The organism is Burkholderia sp. 10_S31, assembly GCF_056930375.1.
In genome coordinates, this window is record NZ_JBXOWK010000002.1 from 616,699 (window position 1) to 641,919 (window position 25,221).

Here is a 25,221-nt window from a genome sequence, read left to right on the forward strand (position 1 = left end):
AGCGGCCCACATAGCATGAACATCACCGGTTGCTGGCTATCACGCCGGACAGGCGTCGCCGTGAGGCCCAACACATAGCGCGCGTTGACAGCCTTGAGCACAGCTTCGACCGAGTCGGCCGAGACGTGGTGACATTCATCGACAATAACTTGACCGTAGCGCCGCAACAGCTCACCGCGGGCACCGTTCGGCGCGACCGACTGCAGCATCGCGATGTCGATCAGGCCCGTTGCTTTTGACTTGCCGCCGCCAATTGTCCCGACGGCGCGCGAATCGAGTGCAAGAAATGATTGCAGACGCTCACGCCTCTGGTCGAGCAGCTCCCGGCGATGCACAAGCACGAGCGTGTTGACGCCGCGCCGCGCGATCATTGCGGCTGCCGTCACGGTTTTGCCGAAAGCCGTTGGCGCATGCAGGATGCCAATATCGTGTTGCAACAGGTTGGCTACCGCTGCCTGCTGGTCATCGCGCAAGGTGCCGGCGAACGAAACCGTAACCGGCTCGCCAGCGCAACGCTCGTCCCGAATATCGCAGGCGATGCCGTTGTCGCACAGCAGCGTCATGACGTCGTCGAGGCAGCCCCGCGGCAACGCAATGTGGCGCGGGCAATTCTCCGCGCGGCCGATGATGCGCGGCGTATCCCAGACACTAAAGCCGCGCGCCTGAGCCCGGTAGTATTCCGGATTCTGGAAAGCCGCCAGCCGGATCAAACGGTTGAGTAACGCCTGCGGGAGCGAGGCCTTCTCGAGATACAGCTGATTCGCGAGTGTCAGCGTCAGTGACGCCGGCATCGTTCCGGCCAACCGCTTCGGCTGGCTGCATGGCGGCTTCCACGGTTCGGCCTGGTCCTCCTCAGTGATAAACGTAACGTCGAGTGGGTGCGCGCCACCGGTGGCGCGAAAGATCACACCCTCGATGTCGCGTCCGTCCATCCCATGCACGGACGCCAGATAGCCCCACTGGTCAGCGTAGGGCTGGACATCGTCGTCGACGAACACACTGTATCCATGTTCGCGCGGCTGCTTCTGCAGCGGCAGCGCAATCAGGTTGCCGAAACCGCCTTTGGGCAGCAGATCCTGATTCGGAAAAAGCCGATCGTAAGACGACAGTTCGAGCTGCCGGGTCTGGACACAGGTGTGGCTGATGATTGCTGAGCCCATGCGTCGCGCGTCGCGCGCGGCGATCGCCGACGAAAAGAAAACCCGGCATTCCAGGCGTGCGCGCCCTGGCCTGAGCGGGAGATTTCGATCGACACCGGGACTCCCAGCTCCCGGCATGATTGGCGGAAGGCTGCCGCATCGTTGCGCCAATCTGCCTCATCAAAATCGACCGCAAGCAGGTAGCAAGTGCCATCCGGCATCAGCGGATAAAGCCCCACCGTATGATCGCCGGCCAGATGCCCATAGATCACCTGGTCATCGAGCGGCAGCAGCACGCGATGGCTGCAGTCCGCGCATCGGATGCGGGGTTTTTCACAGATCCCGGCCCGCCATTCATTTGCGCAGGCTGGCGCATAGCCCGATTTGCCAGAGGTCCGGCTCTCCCAACGAAGCGGATAAACATCGGTGCGCCCGCGAAACAACCGCCGGAAGAGCTGCACCTTCTGCGGCGGCGACAGCATTGGCATGTCAGGGTTTCGGACGGCCGCGGATGGCTCGCACGGAGCGATCCGTATCGGTTTGTCTTGCGATCGGACCTGTGATGGCAGCAATGCGGTGAGCCTCGCGTTTTCTGCCTGAAGACGCGCCAGTTCCGCCAGCAGTTCAACACGCGTGAGAGTGTTCCAGTCATCACGCGGTGGTTTTCCCTCGCCCATCACCACGTTATCCGTCGGCGCCTGCATCCCGATGGCGCTGGCAGGCAGGTACGCAAGTCCGTTGTCGCATATCGCTATATCCCCCATGCTGATTCGATGATTGTATCGAGCTCGGCCAGGGAGTGATGCATTTCGACCGATGCACTCGTGTCCAACGACTGACGTGGCGGCGCTCACTTTCGCGGAGATGGTGAGCTTTGATTGCGGGGCGCCGCACTGCATTCGGCCGATGTATTCCCGCATCGACACTCACCACTGCATCGTTATCAAAACAGCGAGGTCTGACGCGGATCCCGTGGGGGCGAGCTGGAGTTTCTCACGGGTTTTCCGGACCGCATCGGCTTGCGACGACGGGGGACACGTCGCAGGTGCGCGATGAGACGCACGGATTCGCCGTCTACTGTGAGGCACAGGCCGAACCTCCCGATCTCACCGGGGGCGCAGGCTTCGCGCGCACGCAACGAGAGTCGCAGGGCATGGCGACGCGCGCGAGCAATGAGTTGTCCCCGACTCATTCCGGGCCAGCAGTCGGCAACCATCGACTTCACCGCCGCCGGCAACGCCTCCGGCGCGATGTCGGGCGGCAAGGAGATGGCAACCAGCTCGAAAGTGTCCGACATATAGGTCGTTCCATAAGGCACGCGTTGTGTGTGACTTCAATTACGTCGTCGCATTGTTTCCAGAGGACCAGACAGAGGTCCCGATACCCAATCAAAGGTCCATGGGAAACGCTGCGAGCAGCGTGCGAGAGCGGCAAGACGTCGGGTGCGATCAAGCGGTGCGACCGGATCGTATCGAGGTATGGATCGTTCATTCTGGATTGAGCGTAAGACGCTCGCCGTCTTTGTTCACGTTGGACCACCGCTTCCCAGCGCCAACCCGGTCAACGTGTCGTTGCAGGTCCGCCCCCCAGGAATAGTCGCCGCTCCTCCCCAGATCCCGAACCAGCCGAAGCACCTTGACGCGCTTGCAGTGCGTCATGAATTGTTCGAGGACGCAAGGCCGAATGTTTCTCAGCGAAGCCATCAGGCTGACCGCTTCCTCCATCGATTGTCCTTTGCCGATATCACTGGCGAGTTCGAGCAGTGCGCGCTCCGGAACGGAAACGAGCACATGCGGATTCCCGTTCGCCAGTGGCTTGAGGCCCGCATCATACGGCAGCGCGTCGTCGAAGATCTGGGTAGTCTGAAACGCGTAGTGCATGTGCTCCTCAACCCACGACGGGATCTCATACGGCTTCTGCGCCCATAAGATGGTCTTCGCACGAAGGTCGATGTTGTGACGTTCGCCTTGCCAGTCGAGCGCCGTCTTGCCCCCGACATGCAAGCCCGGCACGCGTCGACTCAGGTACGCGACGATTCCTTCCCGGTTCGGGCTATCCCCCGTGAGCAGGTAGGCCCCCTTGGAGAGTCGCTGCAGCCACCCCGCCTTGACCATGTAGGTTGCGAGCGCCGGGCTGACGCCCATATCCTTCAGCATTTCCGTGTCTAGCGGTTGCCCGCGCGGCGCCTCCTCCATCAGGCGCTGAAGCGTCTTGCTAGCCATACAATCTCCAATCGCGTGGTTTATTTTGCAATTTCTCGCGAATGTTTTTAGTTTATCAGAATATTTAACGTCGAAATGATGAGCTCACAGCTCGGTGAGCCTACATTGCTCCCCTGCCCAGAATCCTGCGCGGAATCGGATAAGGTCCAAGTGCGAGAAGGTCGAGGAATGTGGAACGGCCATCGGCGGTCGAACCATGCGCGTCGATGTGATGGACGCTCCCCACCAAAGATTGAGTACCCGCATAGCTTGCCGGCGCGAACGGATACTTGAAGTCCACTTCGCGCTTCTGAATCCGTAGCACATTCGGCAATGCCGCCGGCCGGAAGCGTGGAATCGGAGGGGTACGGCGTCGACTGCGGCTGAGTCACGCTCGTATTTGTATCGGAGGAGGCGAAACTCCCCCACGCGCGGCCGAGCGTGTCGTTGGGGCCGCCGTCGAACAGACGCGGACGCATTGCCGCGGAGTTCTCGTCACCACCGGTCGATGGCAGTCGCGTCGCACGACGTCGTGGAGAGTTGCCCGTCGCGGATAGGTGGTCACAACGAGCAGGTCGCCATTCGCATTGCGCGATAGCGTCATATCAACAGTTGCTTGCGCCGACATCCCGCCGCCCTCTAAAGTCGCACTTTAGGTCAGCAGTGTGTACCGCGTTCACCGTCCGGGTTCGTGTGGTGGGCCTGGCCGGACTTGAACCGGCGACCAATCGATTATGAGTCGACTGCTCTAACCAACTGAGCTACGGGCCCATGGTGGAGCGGGTGAAGGGAATCGAACCCTCGTCGTAAGCTTGGAAGGCTTCTGCTCTACCATTGAGCTACACCCGCGGCGGCACGCATTCTCGCACGATTTAGGGCGCCAACAGGATACTGGTTTACGTCGATTGGCCTTGGGGCATAGCGACCAGTCGCTGCGACAGCAGCTTTGACGAATACGCACAATTGATCACTTTGCACGCGCAAAGACGGGTCTTGCCTATCCGTTTTCCCCTGGCCACCAAGGCTTTGCGGCCGGGCGGATCAGATAGTCATCCAGGTTCTTGCCAGCCAGCCACTTCGGACACGCGCCGCGTCCCGTCCACGATTTGCCCGAGGAAGGATCGTAGTATTTCGCTGGCAACTGCTTGGGCTTGTCTTTCACAAAGCCGGCCGCGCGGAGCAATTCCACCTCGGTGATGCCGTACTCCTTCACCTGCTCCCGAATCGTGGAGAGGACGGCCGCCTTTTCCTTCTTCCGTGCCTCATCAAGAAGCAAATTGAGGTGGCCAAGCTGCTGGTGCAGGGCCTGAATTTTACTGGTCATCGTAAATAATCTGCTCATTGATACCGCGCGCTCGCAAAGCATGCCGGTCGCGGTGCGATTTCGAAGCCTGTCTGGCCACTGCCAATCATGATGGCACCTTTTCGGGGCAACTTGCCGCCAACATACTGCTCGCATTACATGCGTCAGCAGTCCCGGCCCTTCCTCGCCGTCCATTCAGATCGCAGCATAGCGGCACCTCGTACATGGCGAGCGATACGTGGAATGTCTGTGCGTACAACGCGGGCAATTCTCCCCCGGTTGACCTCGGTTGAGAAAATTACAATTGCAACAAAGATCCAGAAGTTGCGTTGCCTGCGGTAGATGTTATAGGGTAATGGCCAAACCCGCCTTTAGCGGACATGACTGAGGAATCCACGAATGAACAAGCAAGAGCTCATCGACGCTGTTTCGGCTGCCACCGGCGACACCAAAGCCAGCACTGGGGCCGCCGTTGATGCCATTCTCGAGGCCGTGACGCACGCAGTCACCCGCGGTGATACGGTGCAATTGATCGGTTTTGGCTCCTTCTCCACGGGTGCCCGCGCCGAGCGGACCGGCCGCAATCCCGCTACCGGGGAAGCCATCACGATCGCTGCCGCAAAAACGGTCAAGTTTACCGCCGGCAAAGCATTCAAGGATGCCGTGAATACCTGATCGGTATTGAGACAACAGCCTCACCCAGCGGGAAATTTCTCCAGCAGGTCGATGTGACGCAAGATGAGTTCCAAGACAAGCCGCGGACGGCCCGCCGCGCCGCGACGCACCTTGACAAAGACCATGTTGTTGCCGCTCGACAATACGTCGGTGCAAACACAGTCCTTGTCACATCATCTTGCGCTGGCGGCCTGTCGGAACGGCCAAGGGAACGCGTATCTTTTCAACGAGCTGATACGCACCACGTATATCGTGTGGTTCCTGCAACAGGCTGGCTACGGGGACGAACCCGTTGAACGCCACAAGGCAGTCGAGCATGCGGTCGAGGCCACGCACATGCATGCCGATGAGTCGAATGAGTGGATCCTCGCAGCGGACGCCGTGTCGGCATTTGAACGGCTGCTCGTGCTGCATGATTGGCAACTGAATGTCGCGCCACGTTACAAGGTGATCGACGCCGAGCAGCAGCTGAAGCGATTCCTGGCCGGAACGGCCTCGTCTCCGATTCCCGATCTCCGTCAGGGCGGCACCGTGGCCGCCCATCCAAGCCATATCTAGATCATCCCTGTTACCGCATGCAGGATCGCCCATGAAGCGCGCATGTAATGGGCGAGCAAAACAACGGTATCACGGCCGTGTAACCCTAAGTTTAGTTAGACTTAGTAAACTCGTCGGCAACGACATTGTCACGCGGCCTCGTCGATGGGAATGTGCGCAACACTGTCCGCGCAGATTCGCTCAGCCTGATTGAGCGATACAGATGAACTTGTTGGCTGAAATACGGCATCACCACGTTCGTAAGCCTGTCCCGACACCACGCAGATTCCGCCAGCAGTCGCCAGCGCAGCAGTCCAAAGCTGCTCGCTATAACACCCCCGCCCGGCCTGCCGCCACGACACAATGAGGCGGCCGGATCCGGGCCGCTCCAGAATGCGCACCGTTGACCGGACCGCGTCTGGAGGCACTGCAGATGGTTGATCACCCACACCTTGCGCCGTGTTGACTAGGCCACCCTCATGCGTCTGCTTACGGCGCCTCCGAACGGCCAGCATGGTGCCGCGGCATGTCGACGCGCCACAACGGCACGCGTATCGGTCGCGCATCGAGCGCGTCACGCGCCCGTCAACCGCGAGCGCATAGTCAATGCTAATTTCGTCACCTGCATCGATCGCGCGCAGCGCTCGAATAAAAATCCGGCCGTCTCGATCTTCTGCCTCGCAATTCGGCGCGCACGAATGATTGATCCAACGCGACGAGTTGCCCGCTGCCGCGCCATCGATGACGCGCCCATCGCCGAGATCGAAGAAGAAGGTGTGATCCGGATTGGCGGGATCGGCCGGCGGTCTGTTGATGGCGACCTCCCAATCGATACGCTCACCGACGTACTCGAGGAGCATTTCACCAGCGGTCAGGTCGCGACGAGCAAATACGCCGCGGCCATGGATCGGAGAGCGCCGCACAACGATGCGGGGGATGTGATGGGATGCCGGATGCGTGGTCATCTCAGGAAGTTGAATCGTGCCGATCGGACTTCACACTTTGAGGGGGCAAAACCATCCGAAGATCGTGTTGCCAGCGGGCCAGGTTCATCCGAAACAATGTCGCCATCCCAAACTCACCTACACAACTGTGGCGGCATCCAGGCCCTGGGCCGGATTTACCCGGATCAGGTGAAAAACGATGCAACGTCAGCAGGAACAAACAATAAAAGCGAGTGGCAGGGAACAATCCGCTCCTTGCCACCCGCCTGCCTGACCACCGCCGTCTTACTCGCTCGCGGCTTCGGTGACGACTTCCGGCTTGACAGCGGCACCCTCAGCCTTTTTCACGCCAGGCGCGCGCCGGCTTCTCGTCTTTTTTGCCGCAACTACACTAGTCGACGGGCGCCCTCTTTTGCGAGCCGCCGTCTCGCCCGCCGATTTCACGGATTTCGCGTCGCCCTTTCGGGTCTTTGCTGCTGCTTTCTTTGCCGCAGCTTTCTTGACTGCGACCCGAGCTACGCCATTGCCGGCGGCACTCTGTGTCTCGGCCGCTGCGCCAATGAGAAAGCGAGTGCGGTCCTTCACGTCCTTGATCCACGCCGGCGCGCGGCCTCGACCGCTCCAGGTTTCACCCGTCTTCGGGTTCTGGTACTTTGCCGCCACGTGAGCACCGGCCTTCTTGCCCTTGCCTACGCGTTGACGACCGAAAATCTGCTCGGCCGTGATTCCGTATTCAGCCACCTTTTCACGAATGTCAGTAATCAATGCTTCCAGCTCTGCAACGCGTGCCGCTTCTGTTTTTTCCTGCAAAGCGTCGAGTTGCGCCTTCAACGTCTTGTAGTCTCTATTGGCCATGTTCTGTTCTCCCATAGTTGTCGGTTGCGAGAGATCGCAACGCTCGAATTATGCCACTCATCGAGATAGACGGAATTGATAGATTACCCTGCAAGCCACTTTCAACCAGCGCTTGATCGATACAGTCCTATTAGCACAGCCCTCCGACTCAAACTAAATCAAGGAGTTCAAAACATGCGTTACGAACCCGTCGGCGATACGCAACTTGAGGATGGATGGAGAAAATCCATCGGCCCGGCTAACGTCCGGTTGCAACAAGCAGCCAAGCTCCTGGAGCTGCCGCGCGCAACCGCTCATCTCAGCGCATCGACCCATTTACAACTCAGCGAACGCATCAGGTTGATCGCCTTCTCCAGCGGCTGTCCCTTGTCGATAGAGGCTGTCGGCCGAATTCGACAAGGAAGCGTTGCTCGCGTGCACTGCCGTCCTGGCTTTCGCGTGTCGCCGTCACAACGGCCGATCTGATCACGCTCGATTCAGTGTAAACAGCGCGTGCAACTCGTGGTCGCTGAGATTCCCAATCCATTGCTCGCCTGTGCCAACGGCCAATTCGGCCAGTTCGCGCTTGCCTTTGATCATGTCGTTGATGCGTTCCTCGAACGTCGCCTCCGTAATCAGGCGATGCACCTGCACATGGCTGCGCTGCACTATGCGGTTGGCGCGATCGTTCGCCTGGGCCTCGACTGCCGGGTTCACCTGAGGTAGAAATGGATGACGCTCGGGGCGGCCGCCAGGTTCAGCCCGGTGCCGCCGTCCTTGAGTGAAAGCAGGAACACCCGCTCGGTGCGATCGTGCCGGAGGTGCACAACCATATCGTCGCGCTTTTTCCGCACCACGCCGCCGTGCAGGAACTGCGGTGTGCGGCCGTAACGCTCGCCAAGCCAGCCGCGTAGCAGCGCGCCCCTCCTCGGAACTGGGTAACGATGAGCAACCGTCCATGCGAACTCGTCACCTACGGCTTGAAGCCACCGGCGCTCGCTAATCGAGCGCTCGCCAAAGTAGCGCCGGGCGTTGCCGCACATCCAGCGGCTACATGGCGTCGGTGTGTCGATCAACCGCCCAAGCGGTTTGTCGGTTTTGGCGCAGTCGCCCCACCACGCACGCCGCTTTTTCCTTAGCCGAGCCCGATCGGCTCGACGTTTTGCGCTGCTTGCCATATCGCACCTCAATTCATATGGTGAATGTGCGAAAGCCCGCTCGAAGGGGGCTGATTGACGACAATGAAAAAATTGCTCCCTTGAAAGCCAAGGGTTGTATGCGGTGCAGCCCTATGAGGTCGCTGAGCTTTTCATTCCTGGGGCCAGTCGGCCGCCGTGTCGTCGCCGCGCAAAATTGAGGTGAGGCGTGACAAATCGCATGTTCATGAAGCGAGCGAACGCGCTTAAGCTATTGCTCGATGCACGCCAATCTGCGATCGGCCAGGCTGCAGGAATGTCAGTCGACGATACTGACGCAAAGCTTGAAGCGCTGAATCGCCTGATATTCGACGTCCGTGCGTGTCGGGTAAATGAATTTCAGATCGACCCGGCCGACGAGATGGAGATCGTCGTAACGGACTAAGCCTACGGTCCCACGGCAGCCTAATCATGAATTCTCATCGCCTGGACGCGCCGTCCGAATGGGCAGATTGCCGCGTATCCCGGTGGACTGTCGATCCAAGCGCACAACTTGTTCATACCTCTGGAAGCATCGCGACAGGCTGCATGAAACGTGGGGATTCGCCGCATTGGAGCGCGAGCGCTCCGACAAGCTGTCGCTCGACGCCGCGATTCCATGAAGAATCGGAAACCATCTCGACCTCGCACTGTTGAGCCGAACGTGGACCGGCACGCATCGATCGTGGATGGATTTCCTGTCACGGCCAGCGCTAGAGACTTTGGGATACCGCACAGGCGCAGCTTTACCGGATCGCGGTGGATTATGCGAACGCTGGCGCCATGCTGTGCTGCGACCGGACGACGCTGTTGAATCGCACCCGGGACGTACATTTTCGACCGTGGCGCTACTGACGCTTCGAGTGCCAACATCGGCCCGTCTATAATGGAATGCTCAAAATGATCGCATGGAGCCCTACTTTATGAGTCAAGCCCGCGGGCGATATGCGGGATCTCGGGACAGCGGCCAACGCCAACCTCGCCACGTAAAAAAATCCCCGTCCAATCGGCAGGGACAACCGTATGTGAAGACGCCTCCTCGAGATGCCGCCCAGACTGCCTCCATTTTCAAAACACGATCGTTTCAGTTTCTGGTCGATACGGTAGGCGCAGAGAATATCGCGATAGCGCTTGAATCGAACATGACGCGAGTCGGCGAACTGATGAAGGGCGAGAGGTTCACACCCGAGACCGCCTTTCACATGGAAACCACGCTTGGGTTGCCGCATGGTTTTTTTGACCATCCCAATCCTGCGCTCGCGGCCGAGACCATCGCTCGCCTGAAGTCACCGCTCGACTTCATTCAAACGGACGACGGACAAGGCGCAGAGTCTGAAGCACTTAAGCCGTCTTCGGCCCTAAGCGTCGATCAACAATCAGTTCTTAAAGATAGTTTGTCCGAGGAAGCGAAAATGCCAAAGAAAGCAGCTGGACGAGTGTCCAGGGCCGTCAAGCACCGTCAAGGCGAAATGGTCGAACAGCCTAAACCCCACGCGCCACAAAAAGCTTCGCCATCGAAATACAAGCGTTCTCCTAAAACGCCCGAACAGCAATCGCTGGCATTGAGCGACAGCGCCGAGGTAGAAAACATCCGACGCGCTAACTTGCACGTTCTCACCAGTCGCAACGGATCGAAAGTACGACTTGGTGTGGTCATGGCGATGAGTGGCTCCAACATGGCCCATCGGCTACATGGCAAGAAACGCATGGACAGTGTGGAAGCAAACCGATTCACGGAGCGACTTGGATTGCCAAGTGGCTGGTTGGACACCCCGCGCTCCGAAGCCGAGATTCCAGCGTCGGTGTCGCGGTTGCTCACGCCTGCATCGCGCGGTCGCGTATCCGTTCAACAACACGAGCCGATTGCGGTCGCAACAGGCGATGGCGTGCCAGCGAAGCTCGTCGATGAGAAAGCACACAAGGGGCGCGCGCGGGTGGGTGCCCTGGGCGATTCGGAAAGCCCCTCACCTGTTTCAGCAGACGTCGCAGGAGAGAAAGAGACGTCCGTCGTCAGCCCGCAAGATCATGTAAGAGATTTCTCCGACGACCTTGCCGGTCGCACACTTGAAGTAAGTAATGGCGAAGCGCCGGCTGCCGCACCGGCAACCCTTGAGTCGCGCCCCGCCTCCGCAATACCGCAGCGAAACCCAGTACCGCCCCCCTTCTCTTCCGTGGCCAGCCTGGACAATCTTGATGGTATTGCACCGATTGCGGAAGCATTGATCAAGACGCTAGCAGGTAAAGCACGCACGGGTCGACTGGACGAATTGAAAGCGCTGGAGCTTTTGCAGCAAGCGGTTCTGTTGTAAGTAGGCGGCAGCATGCCACGCCCCCCTCGTGCCATGACGCATAAAGCGCATCGAGGTGGGCTGGGCCCGGCGCACCATGCAACGCCTCAACACCCCAAAACGCTCGATCGCCCGCGTGCCCGGGGGCATGAACAGGTGACGGAGGTTCGTGCGATCGAGCGCAGTTGCAGCTCAAGTCCCTCGCAATCGCATTAATACGGGTTCACTGCAATATGAAGCTCGCGCCGCCACGAACCATACTCATATCCTCGGGCAGCATCGATACCGGAGGAATGCCATGCCGACCTACCAATACCGTTGCGAGAAGTGCGGCAAAACGTTCGAGAGCGTCGAGCATCTCGCTGAACATTCATCGGCTCATCCGCCTTGCCCTCATTGCGGAAGCGAACAGGTTCAACACGTACCGACGCCATTTGTCGCGAAGACGTCAAGAAAGAGCTGATCCAGGCTGTCGACTCTAGACGCTATTTTCCCGTTCGCCAGGCGCTCACGCCGAAATCGCTTACGAGGCAGCGCGTCTGGGTCAACGAAGATTTTGAGGGGGTGCATCGGCGATGCCAGCGTGGCTTACAAAAAGTCTGAATTGTCAGTGACAGCCCCGTTGTGATACGGGGTAGCCGCTGTCTGGCGCCGGCCAGTCGCATCATTTACAACCGATTTCCTTGGAGCGTTCAGAGTATGGCAACGGGTACCGTCAAGTGGTTCAACGATACGAAGGGGTTCGGATTCATCACGCCGGATGATGGCGGCGAAGACCTGTTTGCGCACTTCTCCGAGGTTCAGGGAAGTGGCTTCAAATCGCTTCAAGAGGGCCAGAAGGTCAGCTTCGAGGTCAAGCAGGGCCCCAAGGGGAAGCAGGCCGCCAGCATCAAGCCGCTGTAAGTTTTCCCCGCAGCGAACACGCCCGGCCAGGCAACGATCAGGCCGACGCGTGATCGCTGCAAGTCTGGAGCCGGGCGTCGAAGGGATACCACGCCCGGCTTGCCTCAACGCTCGAGAAAGGGCCTGAGCTTGTCCGCACGGCTGGGATGCATCAGCTTGCGCATCGCCTTGCTCTCAATCTGACGGATCCGCTCGCGAGTCACGTCGAACTGCTTGCCGACCTCTTCAAGCGTGTGATCGGAGTTGGTGTCGAGCCCGAATCGCATCCGCAAAACCTTGGCCTCGCGCGGCGACAACCCGTTGAGTGCCTCGTCGATCGCCGCGCGCATGTTCGCGTGAATCGCCGCCTCAGCCAGTGAACTCGCCGAGACATCCTCGATCATGTCGCCGAGCGTTGCATCGGCGTCGTCACCCACCGGGGTTTCGAGCGAGACAGGTTGCTTGGCGATCTTGAGGATACTGAGCACTTTCTCCTCGGACATCTCCATGCGCTTTGCCAGCACTGCTGGGATGCGCTTCCTGCCCTGTCTGTTGCAAGATTTCGCGCGATATCCGGTTCAGCTTGTTGATCGTCTCGATCATGTGGACCGGCACGCGAATGGTCCGCGCCTGATCGGCGAGCGCACGCGTGACAGCCTGCCGGACCCACCAAATCGCGTAGGTCGAGAATTTCCAGCCGCGCGGGTATTCGGAAAAAACTGAACCGGCAGTGCAGACATCAAGCGTATGGCCGGATTCTACTTCTTGATTTTTTTTGTCAGCGACCAGCGTCTCATCGTTTCACTGCCCTTGAACTGACTCGATGAGCATGTGTCCATCGACACCAGTCGTGGTGATCCAGGTTTCTGAGCAATTCGGCGCCACGATGCTCGCGCCGATAGTGGCTCGCGACGGCAATCGCCGCGAGGGCAAGCACGAACGTCCCGACCACAATTCCAACCCATGATCCGTCCATTGTTGCCTCAGTCATTGCTTCCAGTTCTTGAGACGGGCAACTCCCACCAAGCCTGAGAGTTATGGTCGATTATCGCGCTGCCCCGCCTGTTTGAATAGACCGGACCGGCGCTGCCGAATTGCCCGCTCCGCTTAACGAATGCGCGAGACCGCTTTCAGGACGGCATGACCTTCGGCCGTCACCTGAATATGCCGATTATCGGACGCCAGCGGATCGAAGGCGATCAGTTGACGCTCCAGTAGTGTGACAAGCTCGTCGCGGTCGGATCCAATCTGATCCGGGGCGTCCCACGCCATCATCAACGTGGAGATTTCGTGCGGACTTAGCATCGTCTGCATAAGGTCCTCGCATCGAATTCGGGTGATGGATGCATGCGCCGACGCATGGCACCACATCGCTGCGGTGCCAACAAAAACGCGACGTATGTCAATGACCGCAGCTCAAACAACGCAGTCAGCTTGCTTGCCGTAACGTTCGCGCGGGGTGGTGTATGCCTTGCACGACGGTTAGAAGCGCGGAAGGCTGCGGGAATGCAATTCGACTTGCGATCCTACGATCTTCAACCATTCGGCGTGGGTGTTCGACGCAATGGCGGCAAGTTGACCGCCGTACGACAGCGCTTTCCCCGTGCTCGACTGCAAGAGCTTCGTGTGGTGCGCGATGACTTGCTCCGGAGCCTTGTACGACAGTGTTTCCGACCAATACGAGCCACTTTCGGTAAGTGCCTGTCGAGCCGCATGCAGGTTGAATTGAATCATTTGCTCGCAACCGTGGAACGCCTGATTCGCAAGCGCAAACATGGCGGTCGCGGTGGCTTTGCTTGACGCAACAAGTTGATCCGACGTGAAACCCGTCATTCTTACGCTCCCTTGTATGGTTCGACGCAGACTTTGCATTTGCCTGTCTGGAAGACTCAAAGGCAAGGGCAAGTCCGGCTACGTCCAACTATTTCCCACGCAAAGACAATGCTCGTTTAGCGCGTGCATTTTATCTGTTTAGTATTGAATCCGGTGCGCCGCTCTGTAGGTAGATGCCCTAACTCGGAAGCGTAACCAGTCGCCTCGATTGAGCAGACGCACGAACCCATAAGAAAATTGTGCCGCCCTTTGCTCGCTCGTCCGGTCAATAGTTCACGATTGGCGGCAACTCGCAGCGGCATGGATGCAGGTGGAGTGAATCGGGATCCTTGTCCAGGAGTGGACACGTGCAACACGCTCAACGAAGCGCTCACTCGACGTTGTTCTCTTCATAATATCGCTGCAGCGCGAGATCGAGCGCGGCGATCTTGCTTTGATAGCTTGCAATGCTCTCTGCGCAGCCCGCGAATCGCTCGCGATAGGATGCCAGTGCGGCGACAGCGTCAGCATGACGCTTAATGAGCTGCCCGCGAGTGACCCACTCGCGACAGTCTTCCATGCTCGACGTCTTGATCAGCTTAAGGGTGCCGTCGCGCAGAGCATCGGCGGGTGCGTGTCCATTGATGAATGCTGCATAGTGCCCTGAGAAGATCCTTTCCCACTCGTCGGTATCAGAGTCGATCCGATATGCGAACAAATACCCATCGAGATCGATCGCATAACCATAAGAGAGATCCTTGTGCACATCGAGAGTGGTTAGTTCGAACGCCTCGTTCGCTCGATAGAACCTGTCAGCTAACGACGCAAGGGCATCCGACAGATGCGCCGCGAGCAGATATACAGCGGCACCTGCTGGATAGCCACCGCTCCGGGCGTAGAACGTCGCGTTGCCTCCGTATTGCAAAGCGAACGTGAAAGTCGCGGGCGTGCTCATCACGATTTCCCAGTGGCGTTCATGAGGAACGTCATCTCCTGCACGAATTCAGTAAACCTACCGAGAAGCCGTTTGGCACCTTGATCGCCCAAGGAGGGCAAACCATTGCAATAGTCGGAATCATCTCGAAACCTGCAAAGCCATTCACCAGCGCACATGGTCCTTAACGCAAGTGGCATGCCAGCATCGTGTTTTGGACGGTCATCGCGAATCGGAGCCGCGACGTTCGGTCGGATTCGTACCGCCGCTGAAACACTTTCGCCATCTAAAAGTAGCTTTTTCGTATCGCAGCCATTGCCGCTGAGCGTGCCGCGTCATGTTTCCCTCCACTGGTTGGTTGCAAAAGTGAAATCATGTCGCGATAGATAGTGACGCATTCTTCTGACCACAATGTGGCGACGGTATCTCTCAAGCGGCTCTTCACGCACAGACGCGTAGGCGACACTGCTCTGCAGCACCGCCGTTACGCCCAACCCGCCGACGAAGGCAGGGAGTCGTCTGTCAAGTGCCCATTCGAGCAGCGACCGCAGACCAGCGCCGAATGCGCGCTGCATGCCGGTCTGAAGCAACCGCGTGCCGAGCAGCACCAGCGCAATCGAACCAGCAAGATCGATCAGCGTGAACGTGAATGTCATGATTCCGGCTCCCGACGCCGACCGGTTGCACTTGCAACTTTTTATGTACAGTGATCCACTCGCGCGCCATGGTTCCTGAAGGACATGCGAGTCCGACTGCGTGTTGTTGCGACGGAGAAAATTCAGCCGCTGACGAGACGCACTCTACTGGTCTAATAGGTTTGGTTGCGCATCGTCGACAGCGCTTGTCACGCAAGCATCATTCCTGCTTAGGTACTTCATTGCTTTGCGGGGATATGCGAGGCTAATTATGTAGTGAGGATGGCAAAATCAACTGAATGCGTTTCAGAATTGAAACGCTTTGCCGCAAGGTGAATCTGTCCCCGTACGGACCACGGCCGAATTCATTTCACGCAAGAAATCGCTATACTGTTTGTACAGTATTGTCAAAATTTCGGGAACCTATGAAGCACCGGGTCAACACGGAAAAGAGCCGGGAAGCCCTCCCGTCGCGCAAGCGTGCATGCGACGGGGAAATACCGGAGTCCGCTGCCGAGAGGCAATCCGCTCTAGTGAAGGCTGGAAAGAGGCGAACAGCCCGTACTGATGTGGATTCCGTAGAGATTGCCCCGCAGGGAAAGGAGCGCCTGGAGACGGAGAAAGTTGTCCGCGACACATTCACGATGCCGCGATCGGACTACGAAAAAATCACGGTGCTGATCCAGCGGTGCCTCGATGCGGGCGTATCGGTGAAAAAGGGTGAACTTCTTCGGGCGGGCCTGATTCTGCTGGCGTCCGCTCCGCAGAAACACCTACTCGCAGCAGTCTCCGCGGTCGAACGAGTCAAGACTGGCCGGCCACCCAAATCGCGTTAGGTCGGTCTTGTGGTTGCCAGAACCGGGACTTGCGAAGTGCACCCACCCGGCCCCTGGTTTCGGTTAGGGAGGAACTTCTCGTGTCAGACAAACACATAACTAGCCAATTCGACACTGACCTTCACCACATTTCGTCCAAGGTACTCGAGATGGGCGGACTCGTTGAGTTGCAGTTGACCAATGCGATGCAGGCCCTCAACCGCTTTGACCTGGGGTTGGTCGATAAGGTCATCGCCGACGAGCATCGGCTCAATGCGATGGAAGTCGAGATCGACGCGGAGTGCGGCAACATCATCGCGCGGCGCCAGCCGGCGGCATCCGATCTGCGCTTGCTGATGGCGATCTCGAAGGCCATCACCAATCTCGAGCGGGCAGGCGACGAAGCCCACAAGATCGCGAAGCGGACTCGACGAATCGCAAATGATGATGCGGGCAAGGCCATCGACATTGCGGAAATCCAGTTATCCGGTCAACTGGCGGCCGCCATCCTCCATCGCGCACTCGATACATTCGCGCGACTCGATGCCATCGCTGCAGCCCAGATTGTCCGCGAGGACGAAGCAATCGACGAGCAATACCGCGCTTTCGTGCGCAAGCTGGCGACATATATGCCCGAGCATCCCCACAGCATCGCGGCTGCGCTGGACTATCTGTCCATCGCATCGGCGATCGAACGTATCGGGGACCATGCAACGAATCTGGCGGAGCTCGTCATTTATGTCGCCAAGGGCACGGACGTACGCCACCTTTCCTGGGAGCAACTTGAGCGTGAAGTCCTGCGTGATTGAGCACCGGGCCGCGGGGAAGACCGATCAAGGTCCGTAAGGACTCGAGGTCCGGAATACCTGGCACGCCCCTGGTGAAAGTCACATGAGCAATCGCTCGGCATGGAGGGCTCTGGGTAATGGGATTTACGTTCACGCTGATTGATCTGGCCGGATCCGTTGCGCTGCTGCTCTGGGGCACCCACATGGTTCAGACCGGCATCCAACGCGCCCTGGGTGCCGGACTGCGTTCACTGCTCGGGCGGGCACTGCATGGGCGACTGCGCGCCTTCCTGGCTGGACTAGGCGTCACAGCAGTATTGCAAAGCAGCACGGCGACCGGGCTCATGACCGCGGGCTTTGCCGCAGGCGGGCATGTCGAGCTGGTCCCTGCGCTAGCTGTGATGCTTGGCGCCAATGTCGGCACGACGCTGATCGTGCAGGTGTTGTCTTTCGATGTTGCGGCCGTCTCGCCGGCGCTGATCCTCGTTGGCGTGCTGATGTTCCGCAAGGTATCGAACACGCGTGCACACGACCTCGGTCGTGTGCTGATCGGCTTGGGCCTGATGCTACTCGCACTGCACCAGCTGCTTGGTCTGATGACGGACTATGAGGATGCACCCAGCCTTCGTATGCTGCTGGGTGCCGCATCTGCCGTGCCGCTGGTGGACGTGCTGCTGGCCGCGGGACTGACCTGGGCCGCACATTCGAGCGTCGCAATCGTGCTGCTGATCATGTCGCTGTGCGCACAAAACGTCGTGCCACCCGATACCGCGTTTGCATTGGTGCTGGGCGCGAACCTGGGCACCGCAATCAACCCGGTGCTGGAGGGAACGGCGACCGCCGATCCCGCATCGAAGCGCTTGCCGATGGGCAATCTGTTCTCGCGGGCAGTGGGTGTGGTGCTGGCGCTCGTAGCGCTCGGGCCGATCGGTCGTTTCATGGTGATGATCGAGCCGGATAATGCACGGGTGGTGGCCGATTTTCATACGCTGTTCAACCTGATTCTTGCCGGCCTTTTCCTGCCCGTCCTTGCTCAGTATGCGGGACTGCTAAGTCAGCTGCTTCCGCAGCGCACGGACCCCACCGATCCGTCGCGGCCACTGTACCTGGATCCCGCCGCGCAGCAAATTCCGATGGTGGCACTCGGCAACGCGGCACGTGAGGCACTGCGACTGGCTGATGTGCTCGGCGAGATGCTGACCGGTGCCCGTGCAGTCCTGGTGGATGGCGATCGTAAAATGATCGAGGAAACCCGCCAGCGCGACGACATCCTGGACAGCCTGAATACCGCGATCAAGACCTACCTGACGTCGCTTGACGCCGAGCAACTCGATGAAAACGATCATCGACGTATGCATGAGATCCTGACCTTCGTCATCAATCTCGAGCAGGCTGGCGATGTGGTGGATCTTAATCTGCTCCCCCACGCCACGAAGCGCCTGAAGCGCGGGCTCGCGTTCTCGAAGGAGGGGGAAGCCGAACTACTGGCCATGCTGGACCGCCTGACGGCCAATCTGCGCACCGCAGCGTCGCTGTTCATGACCGAGGACACACGTACGGCACGCATGCTGGCTGACGAAAAAGTGACCTTCCGGGAGGCGGAATCGACCGCGACCACGGCACACTTTGACCGACTGCGCTCCGGTCGCGTCGATAGCGCCCAGACGAGCGCGCTGCATCTCGATCTGCTCCGAGACATGACGCTCATCAATTCGCATCTCGTGGCCGCGGCCGCCTACCCGATTCTTGAGCGCACCGGATCCTTGCTGCCCAGCCGGATTGCCTCGGATGAGATGTAGTCCCGACATGCCGCTCATCGTCCGGCGGACGGCGCGACGAGCACTCGCGGCGTCTGGCCCTGGGCAATCAGGCAGCAATACTTCGCGAAAGCAGTCAAAGCCATCGTGGCAGATGCACCGACGCTGGCCGACGAGTTGGGACGGGAGAGTCCAAGCGGCGCATACACGCCGCGATCAGTGCGCGTCAGCAATTTCCGAGCATCGACGACGACTCGGCGCCGGCCGGCATCGGACAACAGCGTGTGCTTCAGGCGCGTGTACGAATACGGCGTGTCGCCACAAAGTCGAACGTCCCAAATCGCGACGCCGCTACGCGACGCCGGACCAATTTCCACACTTTCCCTCGGATGCATAGGCATGGTCGACGCGCTCAGAAGCTTGCCTTATCGTGCTACTGAGCCGCCAGTTCCCAAACTATGTGCCGCTAGGCTTTCAGTATTGAGTCAGTGGCTAGCCAGGTTGTGGCTCGTCTTGCGATCCGACGGTGTGAATGTGACACCGGTCCTCCTCGGCATGCAGGTAGATGCCGGTCGTTTCGATCGAGGCGTGCCGCAAGTTCTTCTGGATGAAGCGGATATCGGTGCCGGCATCGGCCTGATGCGATGCTGCGCTATGTCGCAACCAGTGGGTCGAAGCGCGTCGCAGCGTGACCGCACCGACCGGATCGGTAGGCTCCAGCGTGTCGGCTGTCCGGCGGAACACTTCTTTCGCGATCAGGTAGACAGCGGTAGGCGTCATATGCCTCGCCGTGTCGCCAGCAATGCTCATTACCGCCGGCGTGGTTTCGTCCATGCGTGGCGCGGCCGGTAGCCCGTGGAAGACACGGTATCGTGCGAATTCGGTCATCAATGCGTGGCTGACCGGTACATCCCCTCTACACCGCCCTTGCCGACGACATGCAGCCACCAGCGCCCGCGTCGCTGGGCGAAGTCCCCGGCCTTTGCGTGCACGGCCTCGCTCACGCGCAGCGCGGTGTGATAAAGGAAGCGCATCGTCCAGCGGCTGCGCTCATAGGGGTGATCGTACCTTTCGTGTGGAATCTGGCGGTCTGGGCGCAAAAGCCATTGCGAATAAATAAGTTCAATATCGCTGTTCGTGCGAAAGGCGGAAAGCGGCAAAGCCTTGCTGCAGACGGCTCCACGGTTGATCACCGCCACTTTTTGCACGAAAGGTACGATCACCCCAATACATGCTCCTCGACAGATGAGCCAACGATCGTCGCGAGCATGACGCCAGAATGGGTTGCCTGCCGGGATGCGGACGGAATCGTGTACGCACAGATAGTCGAGGGCGGGACGCCTCGCGCGAAATCCGTATGCGCAGCTTGTGGGGGCACGAATGCTACCGGAATGTATTGTGCGGCACAACACATGTGCTCGGCAGCGAATGCTGGGCTCAATGCTTTTGCGCAATAGCACTGTCTGGTTGCGCGATAGTGCCAATTGGCCACACATAATTTTTTGGCAGGCCACGGGAACAGACGGATCCGCCTTTCAATTGTGCTGCGCAAAGGTGCAACTTATCTTACAAAGGTTAACTGACCCATCAAAGCGTTTTCATGTTTGATTTTCTTCTGGCACTGCCCCCGATCGCGAACTAACATAACTAATCTGGTCTTGGGGCAAGCGAAATCTGCCATACCAGAAGACAGAGTGGAATAACTTACCCACGCCGGTGTGCCTCCGGCGCGAATGCGGTCATTCCTATCTCCCAGCAACGTTGCTCCCGATAACCTGTGAGACAGCCATGCTGAGTCCCCATGAATTTGCCACGCTGATGCGGGTCAAGTCTGCGCCTGACCAGATCGATCTCGGCCGAGAAGAGCTTGACACGCTACTGGAACAGCAACTGGTCGCGCTGGAACAGCTCGCCTCCGGACAGCAGCGTCCGCATCTCACTCGCGACGGCGATGCCGTGCTGCAGGCCGTCGCGCGGATACGCTGAACCGAATTCAACCAGATAGTCCACGCGTCGTCCGCGGGTGATGGCGCTGCCACGCGTGGGGTAGCGCTGGTTCGCCGCCGCCGTGCCGCCACATGTCACGTGTCCCATGTCAGCGGGACAACGTCCGTGCCGGCCAACCCCTACAGGAGTTCCATCATGCAAACGCAAGAGCAGCTTGCTGCAACCCAGAAGGCCTATGTCGACATGCTGTTCGGCCTGACCAACGCGGCCGTCGCAAGCGTCGAGAAGTTCGCCCAGCTGAACACACAGGCGATCCGGTCTGTGTTGACCAATACGCTCAATCAGTCCCAGAAGTTCCTCTCTGTGAAGGAGCCGCGCGAATGGCTGGCACTGCAGGACGGCCTTATCGCCAACAACGCGGAAAAGGTGCAGACCTACCACCGTCAGTTGTTCGACATCATGACGGCGATCCAGACTGAGTTTGCGCAGGTCGGGCTGGCTCAATGGGAGGCGTACGCGAACCAGACTCAGGCGCTGATGGCAAACCTCAGGCAAAGCGCGCCCGGAGGTTCCGAGACCACCTTCGCCGCGTTGGATTCCGCGATCACCGCCGCCAACGCACTGTATGAGACGCTGCAGCGAAGCGCTGAACAGGCGGTAGAGATCACCCGAGGCAACCTCGACATGGCTGTGGTAGCGGCCTCGAAATCCGTCAAGCGCACCGTCGTGCCGGCGGCACCGGCCACAAAACGATAAGCCTGACGTCCAAGCTGAGCGGGAAAACCGAGCCGTCTTTCGGCGGTGATTTTCCGGTATTCGACAGCGAGACGGTGTGTCAACGAGAACCGGGCGACGCGCCAGTTGGGCACCATGTAAAGGCTGGCATCCGGCACGGACGTCGGCGCCACACTGCGCATCGCGGCAACGGTCGGCATCCGGATGACCGGCCCAGTGGCTCAATACCGCGTTGAAGGAAATGACGATGGACGAAAGCCAGGTAAGCGTGGTGATGGGTTTGGCGGTGCTGCTGATCGCGTTCATTTCCGTGGTTAGCCATTATCGACGGGAGCAGCGGCGCGCCCAGATGCTGCGGCTGCTGGATCGGGCGCACCGCGGGCAATCGCCGCGGGGTTGACGAGACGTCCCGCGGGCGTGACCCGTCAGTCGATGTCGGAATGGGAGTCGCGCCGGTCCTTGTCCCGTTTGATGGCGGCCGTTGCGGATGCGCGCGAACTGAATGTTCACGCTGGTCCGCACTATGAATAGGTTCGGCGAACAGCTGAACGCCTACGACCATGCCACACAAAAATTAACGGCCATATCTGCAGTCGCGGAGTGATGAGTACCACTAAATCGACAACCAGGGACAGACATCATGACGAAACGCATTGCGGTGGTAACAGGCGGCATGGGCGGATTGGGCGAAGCCATCAGCACGAAGCTGCACGACGCGGGTTACGACGTCGCCGTCACCCACTCGCCGTCCAATACCGGCGTGAAGGATTGGTTAGCTGGCATGCAAGCGCACGGGCGCCACTTCCGCGCGTATGCGGTCGATGTGGCCGACTACGACTCGTGCCAGCAGTGTGCAGCGGAAATCCAGCAGGCGGTGGGTCCGATCGACATCCTGGTGAACAACGCCGGCATCACGCGCGACCTGACACTCAGGAAACTCGACAAGGTCAATTGGGACGCGGTGATCCGCACCAACCTGGATTCGGTCTTCAACATGACCAAGCCGGTGTGCGAAGGGATGGTCGAACGTGGATGGGGGCGGATTATCAACATCTCGTCGGTCAACGGCTCGAAGGGCTCGGTCGGCCAGACCAACTATGCCGCCGCCAAGGCGGGCATGCATGGCTTCACCAAGGCGCTCGCGCTCGAAGTGGCTCGCAAAGGCGTGACGGTTAACACCATTTCGCCGGGCTATCTCGCGACGAAGATGGTCACCGCGATCCCGCAGGACATCCTCGACACCAAGATCCTGCCGCAGATTCCGGTTGGTCGTCTCGGCAGGCCTGACGAGGTTGCGGCACTGGTTGTATACCTGTGCTCGGACGATGCGGGCTTTGTGACTGGCTCGAACATCGCGATCAACGGTGGCCAGCACATGCATTGAATGGCGCCCAGTCACGCGTGAACGCCTCGCGTCCGGTCGATGCCGAGCCTGACCGGACGTCACCCTTGATTGACCAGAGAGAATCCGAGCAGGACGACCGTTAGAAATCGAGGCGCGCCGTCCAGGCCCCGACCGCTAGCAGATGATTGTCGGAATCCCCCCAGAATCGCTGTTGCAAAAGGCATCGGGGTCCATACGTTCACGAAAAGGATTAATACCTTCCCTGGTCGCCCAGGACATAACGCTGAGTGTCCGTCGAGATTTCTTGACTACCCCGCGACGACGCAGTTGCGCCCCTGATGCTTGGCTCGATACAGACGTTCATCCGCCGCCCGCAGTACCGCGTCGATCGTTTCGCCGTCTCGACCGAATTGCGATACACCGACGCTGACGGTGACCTCGATCGGTGTCCCCACGGCTCCGAACGGCGTGCCGGCAATCGCCGCCCGCAAGCGCTCACCGATCGACTGCGCGGTGTCGAGAGGGGCCCGTGGCAGCAGCACCATGAATTCTTCGCCACCCACGCGGGCAACGCGATCGTAAGGATGGATTGCGTCGAGGCATTCCTTGACGAAGCGCTGGAGGACCAGATCGCCTGTCTGGTGTCCGTAGCTGTCGTTGATCACCTTGAAGTGATCGAGATCGAGCGCGAGCAGCGAAAATGGTGCGCCATTGAGCTTCGCCCGCGCAATTTCGGCTTCGACGCTTTCGATGAACTGCCGGCGGTTAGCTGCCCCGGTGAGCGGGTCCGTGGTGGCCATATACTCGAGCTGCTCGTTGGTCCGCTGTAACTCCTGCAGCGCGCGTTCGGTGCGGCCCATTGCGCCCCGCAGCCTCGCGAACAACTCTTCCTGGCTATAGATTTTCGAGAACGAGCGCGTAGTGTGGAATGCCTGCACGACGCCGTAACTGAGCAGGAAAAAACCTCCCGCAAATATCACATGGGCGAGCCACCACATGTGATTCCAGGGCCGACCGAGAATGAACGCAAGCGACGAGAACGCGAACGACGCAACCGAAATGCCATAGATCGTCATCAGTGGAGAACGGATGCGACGCGTGATCAGGCCGATGACGTTGATCGTCGAAAAGACCAGCGCCCCACCTTCCATCGATAAGCGGATCCAAAGCGCGCCAGCCACCGGTGAGTAGGCGATCCATGCGACTGCCACGTCAATCAACACGAACAGCCCGATCCAGGCCGCCCACACGCGGCGGTCAGTGCGAATCGTCTCACTGTCAGCCGCGCGACGGTATGAGAGCTGACCGACAAAGACCAGGATCGACATGACCAGACGTGAGGCCGGGCCATACAACAGGAACAGCCAGATGTTGTGATGCGCCATACCGGTGAACGCCCCGTGTAGCGCGTAGATCAACGAGAAACCCAGAAAACCGAGCGTCAGCCAACGAAGCAGTGGTTCTCCCGACAAGCGATAGCATCGCCAGCACACATACGTCACGAAGACGCCTTCGAGTGTGGCGGCCGCGATCGCCAATTCGTGAAAGGCGTGACTCTCGAATTTTAGCGACGGATCCTGGAAAAAATAAAGGTAGGCAATCAAATACGCGGGCAAGAGTGCGAAGCCACCCAACAACAACCTTGCATACGTTTTGGTAACAAATCCTATCGCAGCGGGCGTTTCTTTGGCGGTAGCGCTGGCAGTCATCGTCTCCCCCGGCGTTTTGTACGATGAAATCGGGTTATGAACTTCTGTTACGGAAATTCGTGTTTTACGTGGGTTTATGCAACATCTTCCATAATTTCGCAAGTGATGGAGTCAGTTACGTTCGCATCGACTCGAAAGATGCCATGAGCAATCCATAAAGCCGCAGGACAGCCCCCATTGTCGGCGACGGCGTTTGGCTTCGGCACCGAGAATCTGCGGCGCATGCCCGACTACCTGTTTTTCGATGGACCGCTATGAGTCGAAGGCCTTCCCAACGTCCGGGCCTCCGCCCTTTGAGCAAGGACATGCTGCTGCCACTCCCGCTTGCACGGACCCGCGCCTTGTCGCTCGAACATCATCTCGCGCTGGCCACCACGGCGGCAGGACATGGCAATGCCGATTCGATGATTTGCTTGCTGAAGGCTGACTACACGGTGTTCTATCTGCGTAACGATATGGCCGAACGTGCTGACGACCTTCCGTTCCAGCATGCCGAAGCGGCGCTAGAGCGATGCATCGCCCGTACCGAGCGCGGTGAGACCTGGATCATGCTCGACCAGGACAAGGCCGCGATCGAGCGCTTTCTCGTGCTCCACGACGAACAACTTGCGACCGTACCGACGCACCGCTACCTAACCGCGATCGAAAAACTAAACCGCTTTGCCCTCGATAGGCTGAACTCACCTATTTCGCCGCTGCCGGTGACCGAACGCTAATCGACACCGAACGCGATCGACGAATCCGCGCGACTGGCACGTCGCCGGCC

The 25,221-nt window shown here is 59.3% G+C and carries 27 protein-coding genes, 2 tRNA genes and 5 pseudogenes; 14 read left to right on the forward strand and 20 right to left on the reverse strand.

Annotated elements, in window-relative coordinates:
* Positions 1-104: 104 nt before the first annotated feature.
* The 6 genes and pseudogenes from AC1Z3W_RS17440 to AC1Z3W_RS17465 all read right to left on the reverse strand — a co-directional run.
* A pseudogene (locus AC1Z3W_RS17440) lies at positions 105-1,160 on the reverse strand (TOTE conflict system archaeo-eukaryotic primase domain-containing protein); the annotation flags it as partial.
* Positions 1,043-2,059, reverse strand: a complete 1,017-nt coding sequence (locus AC1Z3W_RS17445) for a TOTE conflict system archaeo-eukaryotic primase domain-containing protein (RefSeq protein ID WP_483508100.1) — start codon at positions 2,057-2,059, stop codon at positions 1,043-1,045. The pseudogene AC1Z3W_RS17440 and the gene AC1Z3W_RS17445, both read right to left, overlap by 118 nt.
* A 567-nt stretch (positions 2,060-2,626) precedes the next feature.
* Positions 2,627-3,361: a type IV toxin-antitoxin system AbiEi family antitoxin domain-containing protein gene (locus AC1Z3W_RS17450; RefSeq protein ID WP_057926890.1), complete on the reverse strand. Its 735-nt coding sequence runs from the start codon at positions 3,359-3,361 to the stop codon at positions 2,627-2,629.
* 673 nt (positions 3,362-4,034) lie between these two features.
* Positions 4,035-4,111: transfer RNA gene (locus AC1Z3W_RS17455), tRNA-Ile, on the reverse strand.
* 4 nt (positions 4,112-4,115) lie between these two features.
* Positions 4,116-4,189 (reverse strand) — tRNA-Gly (locus AC1Z3W_RS17460).
* Between the two features lie 148 nt (positions 4,190-4,337).
* Positions 4,338-4,664, reverse strand: a complete 327-nt coding sequence (locus AC1Z3W_RS17465) for an H-NS histone family protein (RefSeq protein WP_057927078.1) — start codon at positions 4,662-4,664, stop codon at positions 4,338-4,340.
* A 378-nt stretch (positions 4,665-5,042) separates the two neighbouring features.
* On the opposite strand from AC1Z3W_RS17465, the gene AC1Z3W_RS17470 reads away from it, so the two are divergent.
* Both AC1Z3W_RS17470 and AC1Z3W_RS17475 read left to right on the forward strand, forming a co-directional pair.
* Positions 5,043-5,318 carry an HU family DNA-binding protein gene (locus AC1Z3W_RS17470; RefSeq protein WP_057926889.1) on the forward strand — a complete coding sequence of 92 codons (276 nt, stop codon included), beginning with the start codon at positions 5,043-5,045 and terminating at the stop codon, positions 5,316-5,318.
* A 63-nt stretch (positions 5,319-5,381) separates the two neighbouring features.
* Positions 5,382-5,876: a hypothetical protein gene (locus AC1Z3W_RS17475; protein ID WP_483508101.1), complete on the forward strand. Its 495-nt coding sequence runs from the start codon at positions 5,382-5,384 to the stop codon at positions 5,874-5,876.
* Positions 5,877-6,004: 128 nt separating this feature from the next.
* Here the strand turns inward: AC1Z3W_RS17475 and AC1Z3W_RS17480 are convergent, their stop codons facing one another.
* The 3 genes and pseudogenes from AC1Z3W_RS17480 to AC1Z3W_RS17490 form a co-directional block, all read right to left on the reverse strand.
* Positions 6,005-6,304 carry a DUF3331 domain-containing protein gene (locus AC1Z3W_RS17480; RefSeq protein WP_311772002.1) on the reverse strand — a complete coding sequence of 100 codons (300 nt, stop codon included), beginning with the start codon at positions 6,302-6,304 and terminating at the stop codon, positions 6,005-6,007.
* A gap of 21 nt (positions 6,305-6,325) precedes the next feature.
* A pseudogene (locus AC1Z3W_RS17485) lies at positions 6,326-6,820 on the reverse strand (SET domain-containing protein); the annotation flags it as partial.
* A 537-nt stretch (positions 6,821-7,357) separates the two neighbouring features.
* Positions 7,358-7,654 (reverse strand): annotated as a pseudogene (locus AC1Z3W_RS17490) (H-NS histone family protein); the annotation flags it as partial.
* Positions 7,655-7,828: 174 nt separating this feature from the next.
* On the opposite strand from AC1Z3W_RS17490, the gene AC1Z3W_RS17495 reads away from it, so the two are divergent.
* Positions 7,829-8,119 carry a hypothetical protein gene (locus AC1Z3W_RS17495; RefSeq protein ID WP_124835828.1) on the forward strand — a complete coding sequence of 97 codons (291 nt, stop codon included), beginning with the start codon at positions 7,829-7,831 and terminating at the stop codon, positions 8,117-8,119.
* On the opposite strand, the gene AC1Z3W_RS17500 is transcribed toward AC1Z3W_RS17495, so the two are convergent.
* Together AC1Z3W_RS17500 and AC1Z3W_RS17505 are read right to left on the reverse strand one after the other, a co-directional pair.
* Positions 8,120-8,350: a hypothetical protein gene (locus tag AC1Z3W_RS17500; RefSeq protein ID WP_483508102.1), complete on the reverse strand. Its 231-nt coding sequence runs from the start codon at positions 8,348-8,350 to the stop codon at positions 8,120-8,122.
* The gene (locus tag AC1Z3W_RS17505) at positions 8,347-8,811 is read right to left on the reverse strand and encodes an SWF/SNF helicase family protein (protein ID WP_141661830.1); all 465 of its coding nucleotides are present in this window, start codon (positions 8,809-8,811) and stop codon (positions 8,347-8,349) included. Before AC1Z3W_RS17505 ends, AC1Z3W_RS17500 begins: the two co-directional genes overlap by 4 nt.
* Positions 8,812-9,016: 205 nt before the next feature.
* On the opposite strand from AC1Z3W_RS17505, the gene AC1Z3W_RS17510 reads away from it, so the two are divergent.
* Entirely contained in the window at positions 9,017-9,214 is a 198-nt protein-coding gene (locus AC1Z3W_RS17510) for a hypothetical protein (protein ID WP_141661829.1), read from the forward strand.
* Positions 9,215-9,731: 517 nt separating this feature from the next.
* Complete coding sequence (locus AC1Z3W_RS17515; protein ID WP_082664732.1) at positions 9,732-11,117, forward strand: hypothetical protein; 1,386 nt, start codon at positions 9,732-9,734, stop codon at positions 11,115-11,117.
* Between the two features lie 202 nt (positions 11,118-11,319).
* Here the strand turns inward: AC1Z3W_RS17515 and AC1Z3W_RS17520 are convergent, their stop codons facing one another.
* Positions 11,320-11,466 (reverse strand): hypothetical protein, encoded by a 147-nt coding sequence (locus AC1Z3W_RS17520; protein WP_162492269.1) that lies wholly within the window; start codon positions 11,464-11,466, stop codon positions 11,320-11,322.
* Between AC1Z3W_RS17520 and AC1Z3W_RS17525 the strand changes: the two genes are divergently transcribed.
* Positions 11,395-11,559 carry an FmdB family zinc ribbon protein gene (locus AC1Z3W_RS17525; RefSeq protein WP_082664717.1) on the forward strand — a complete coding sequence of 55 codons (165 nt, stop codon included), beginning with the start codon at positions 11,395-11,397 and terminating at the stop codon, positions 11,557-11,559. The two genes, AC1Z3W_RS17520 and AC1Z3W_RS17525, sit on opposite strands and share 72 nt — an antisense overlap.
* Positions 11,560-11,795: 236 nt before the next feature.
* Entirely contained in the window at positions 11,796-11,999 is a 204-nt protein-coding gene (locus AC1Z3W_RS17530; protein WP_057926883.1) for a cold-shock protein, read from the forward strand.
* Positions 12,000-12,103: 104 nt separating this feature from the next.
* Here the strand turns inward: AC1Z3W_RS17530 and AC1Z3W_RS17535 are convergent.
* The 5 genes and pseudogenes from AC1Z3W_RS17535 to AC1Z3W_RS17555 form a co-directional block, all read right to left on the reverse strand.
* Positions 12,104-12,689 (reverse strand): annotated as a pseudogene (locus AC1Z3W_RS17535) (sigma-70 family RNA polymerase sigma factor); the annotation flags it as partial.
* Positions 12,690-13,085: 396 nt separating this feature from the next.
* Entirely contained in the window at positions 13,086-13,292 is a 207-nt protein-coding gene (locus tag AC1Z3W_RS17540) for a hypothetical protein (protein ID WP_124835795.1), read from the reverse strand.
* A 168-nt stretch (positions 13,293-13,460) separates the two neighbouring features.
* Positions 13,461-13,811: a TIGR01841 family phasin gene (gene phaP, locus AC1Z3W_RS17545; protein WP_160327452.1), complete on the reverse strand. Its 351-nt coding sequence runs from the start codon at positions 13,809-13,811 to the stop codon at positions 13,461-13,463.
* A 370-nt stretch (positions 13,812-14,181) separates the two neighbouring features.
* Entirely contained in the window at positions 14,182-14,745 is a 564-nt protein-coding gene (locus AC1Z3W_RS17550) for a hypothetical protein (RefSeq protein ID WP_057929532.1), read from the reverse strand.
* Positions 14,746-15,059: 314 nt separating this feature from the next.
* On the reverse strand, positions 15,060-15,380 hold the full coding sequence (locus AC1Z3W_RS17555; protein ID WP_483508103.1) for a hypothetical protein: 321 nt from the start codon (positions 15,378-15,380) through the stop codon (positions 15,060-15,062).
* Between the two features lie 895 nt (positions 15,381-16,275).
* Between AC1Z3W_RS17555 and phoU the strand changes: the two genes are divergently transcribed.
* Together phoU and AC1Z3W_RS17565 are read left to right on the forward strand one after the other, a co-directional pair.
* Positions 16,276-16,983 carry a phosphate signaling complex protein PhoU gene (gene phoU, locus AC1Z3W_RS17560; RefSeq protein ID WP_124614038.1) on the forward strand — a complete coding sequence of 236 codons (708 nt, stop codon included), beginning with the start codon at positions 16,276-16,278 and terminating at the stop codon, positions 16,981-16,983.
* A gap of 116 nt (positions 16,984-17,099) precedes the next feature.
* Positions 17,100-18,761 (forward strand): Na/Pi cotransporter family protein, encoded by a 1,662-nt coding sequence (locus AC1Z3W_RS17565; RefSeq protein ID WP_483508104.1) that lies wholly within the window; start codon positions 17,100-17,102, stop codon positions 18,759-18,761.
* Positions 18,762-18,775: 14 nt separating this feature from the next.
* Here AC1Z3W_RS17565 and AC1Z3W_RS17570 read toward each other — a convergent pair whose 3' ends face one another.
* A complete protein-coding gene (locus AC1Z3W_RS17570; protein WP_483508105.1) occupies positions 18,776-19,096 on the reverse strand; it encodes a hypothetical protein in 321 nt (106 codons plus the stop codon).
* Between the two features lie 115 nt (positions 19,097-19,211).
* Positions 19,212-19,774, reverse strand: a pseudogene (locus AC1Z3W_RS17575) (tyrosine-type recombinase/integrase); the annotation flags it as partial.
* A 733-nt stretch (positions 19,775-20,507) separates the two neighbouring features.
* Between AC1Z3W_RS17575 and AC1Z3W_RS17580 the strand changes: the two are divergent.
* The 4 genes from AC1Z3W_RS17580 (at position 20,508) to phbB (ending at position 22,785) form a co-directional block, all read left to right on the forward strand.
* Complete coding sequence (locus AC1Z3W_RS17580; protein WP_124835798.1) at positions 20,508-20,705, forward strand: hypothetical protein; 198 nt, start codon at positions 20,508-20,510, stop codon at positions 20,703-20,705.
* A 156-nt stretch (positions 20,706-20,861) separates the two neighbouring features.
* Entirely contained in the window at positions 20,862-21,422 is a 561-nt protein-coding gene (phaP, locus tag AC1Z3W_RS17585) for a TIGR01841 family phasin (RefSeq protein ID WP_483508106.1), read from the forward strand.
* A 226-nt stretch (positions 21,423-21,648) separates the two neighbouring features.
* Complete coding sequence (locus AC1Z3W_RS17590; RefSeq protein ID WP_162840578.1) at positions 21,649-21,801, forward strand: hypothetical protein; 153 nt, start codon at positions 21,649-21,651, stop codon at positions 21,799-21,801.
* A 240-nt stretch (positions 21,802-22,041) separates the two neighbouring features.
* Positions 22,042-22,785: an acetoacetyl-CoA reductase gene (phbB, locus tag AC1Z3W_RS17595; RefSeq protein WP_483508107.1), complete on the forward strand. Its 744-nt coding sequence runs from the start codon at positions 22,042-22,044 to the stop codon at positions 22,783-22,785.
* Between the two features lie 269 nt (positions 22,786-23,054).
* On the opposite strand, the gene AC1Z3W_RS17600 is transcribed toward phbB, so the two are convergent.
* Entirely contained in the window at positions 23,055-24,455 is a 1,401-nt protein-coding gene (locus AC1Z3W_RS17600) for a GGDEF domain-containing protein (RefSeq protein WP_483508108.1), read from the reverse strand.
* 305 nt (positions 24,456-24,760) lie between these two features.
* Here AC1Z3W_RS17600 and AC1Z3W_RS17605 point away from each other — a divergent pair, with 305 nt between their 5' ends.
* Positions 24,761-25,171 (forward strand): hypothetical protein, encoded by a 411-nt coding sequence (locus AC1Z3W_RS17605; RefSeq protein ID WP_483508109.1) that lies wholly within the window; start codon positions 24,761-24,763, stop codon positions 25,169-25,171.
* Positions 25,172-25,221: the final 50 nt, after the last annotated feature.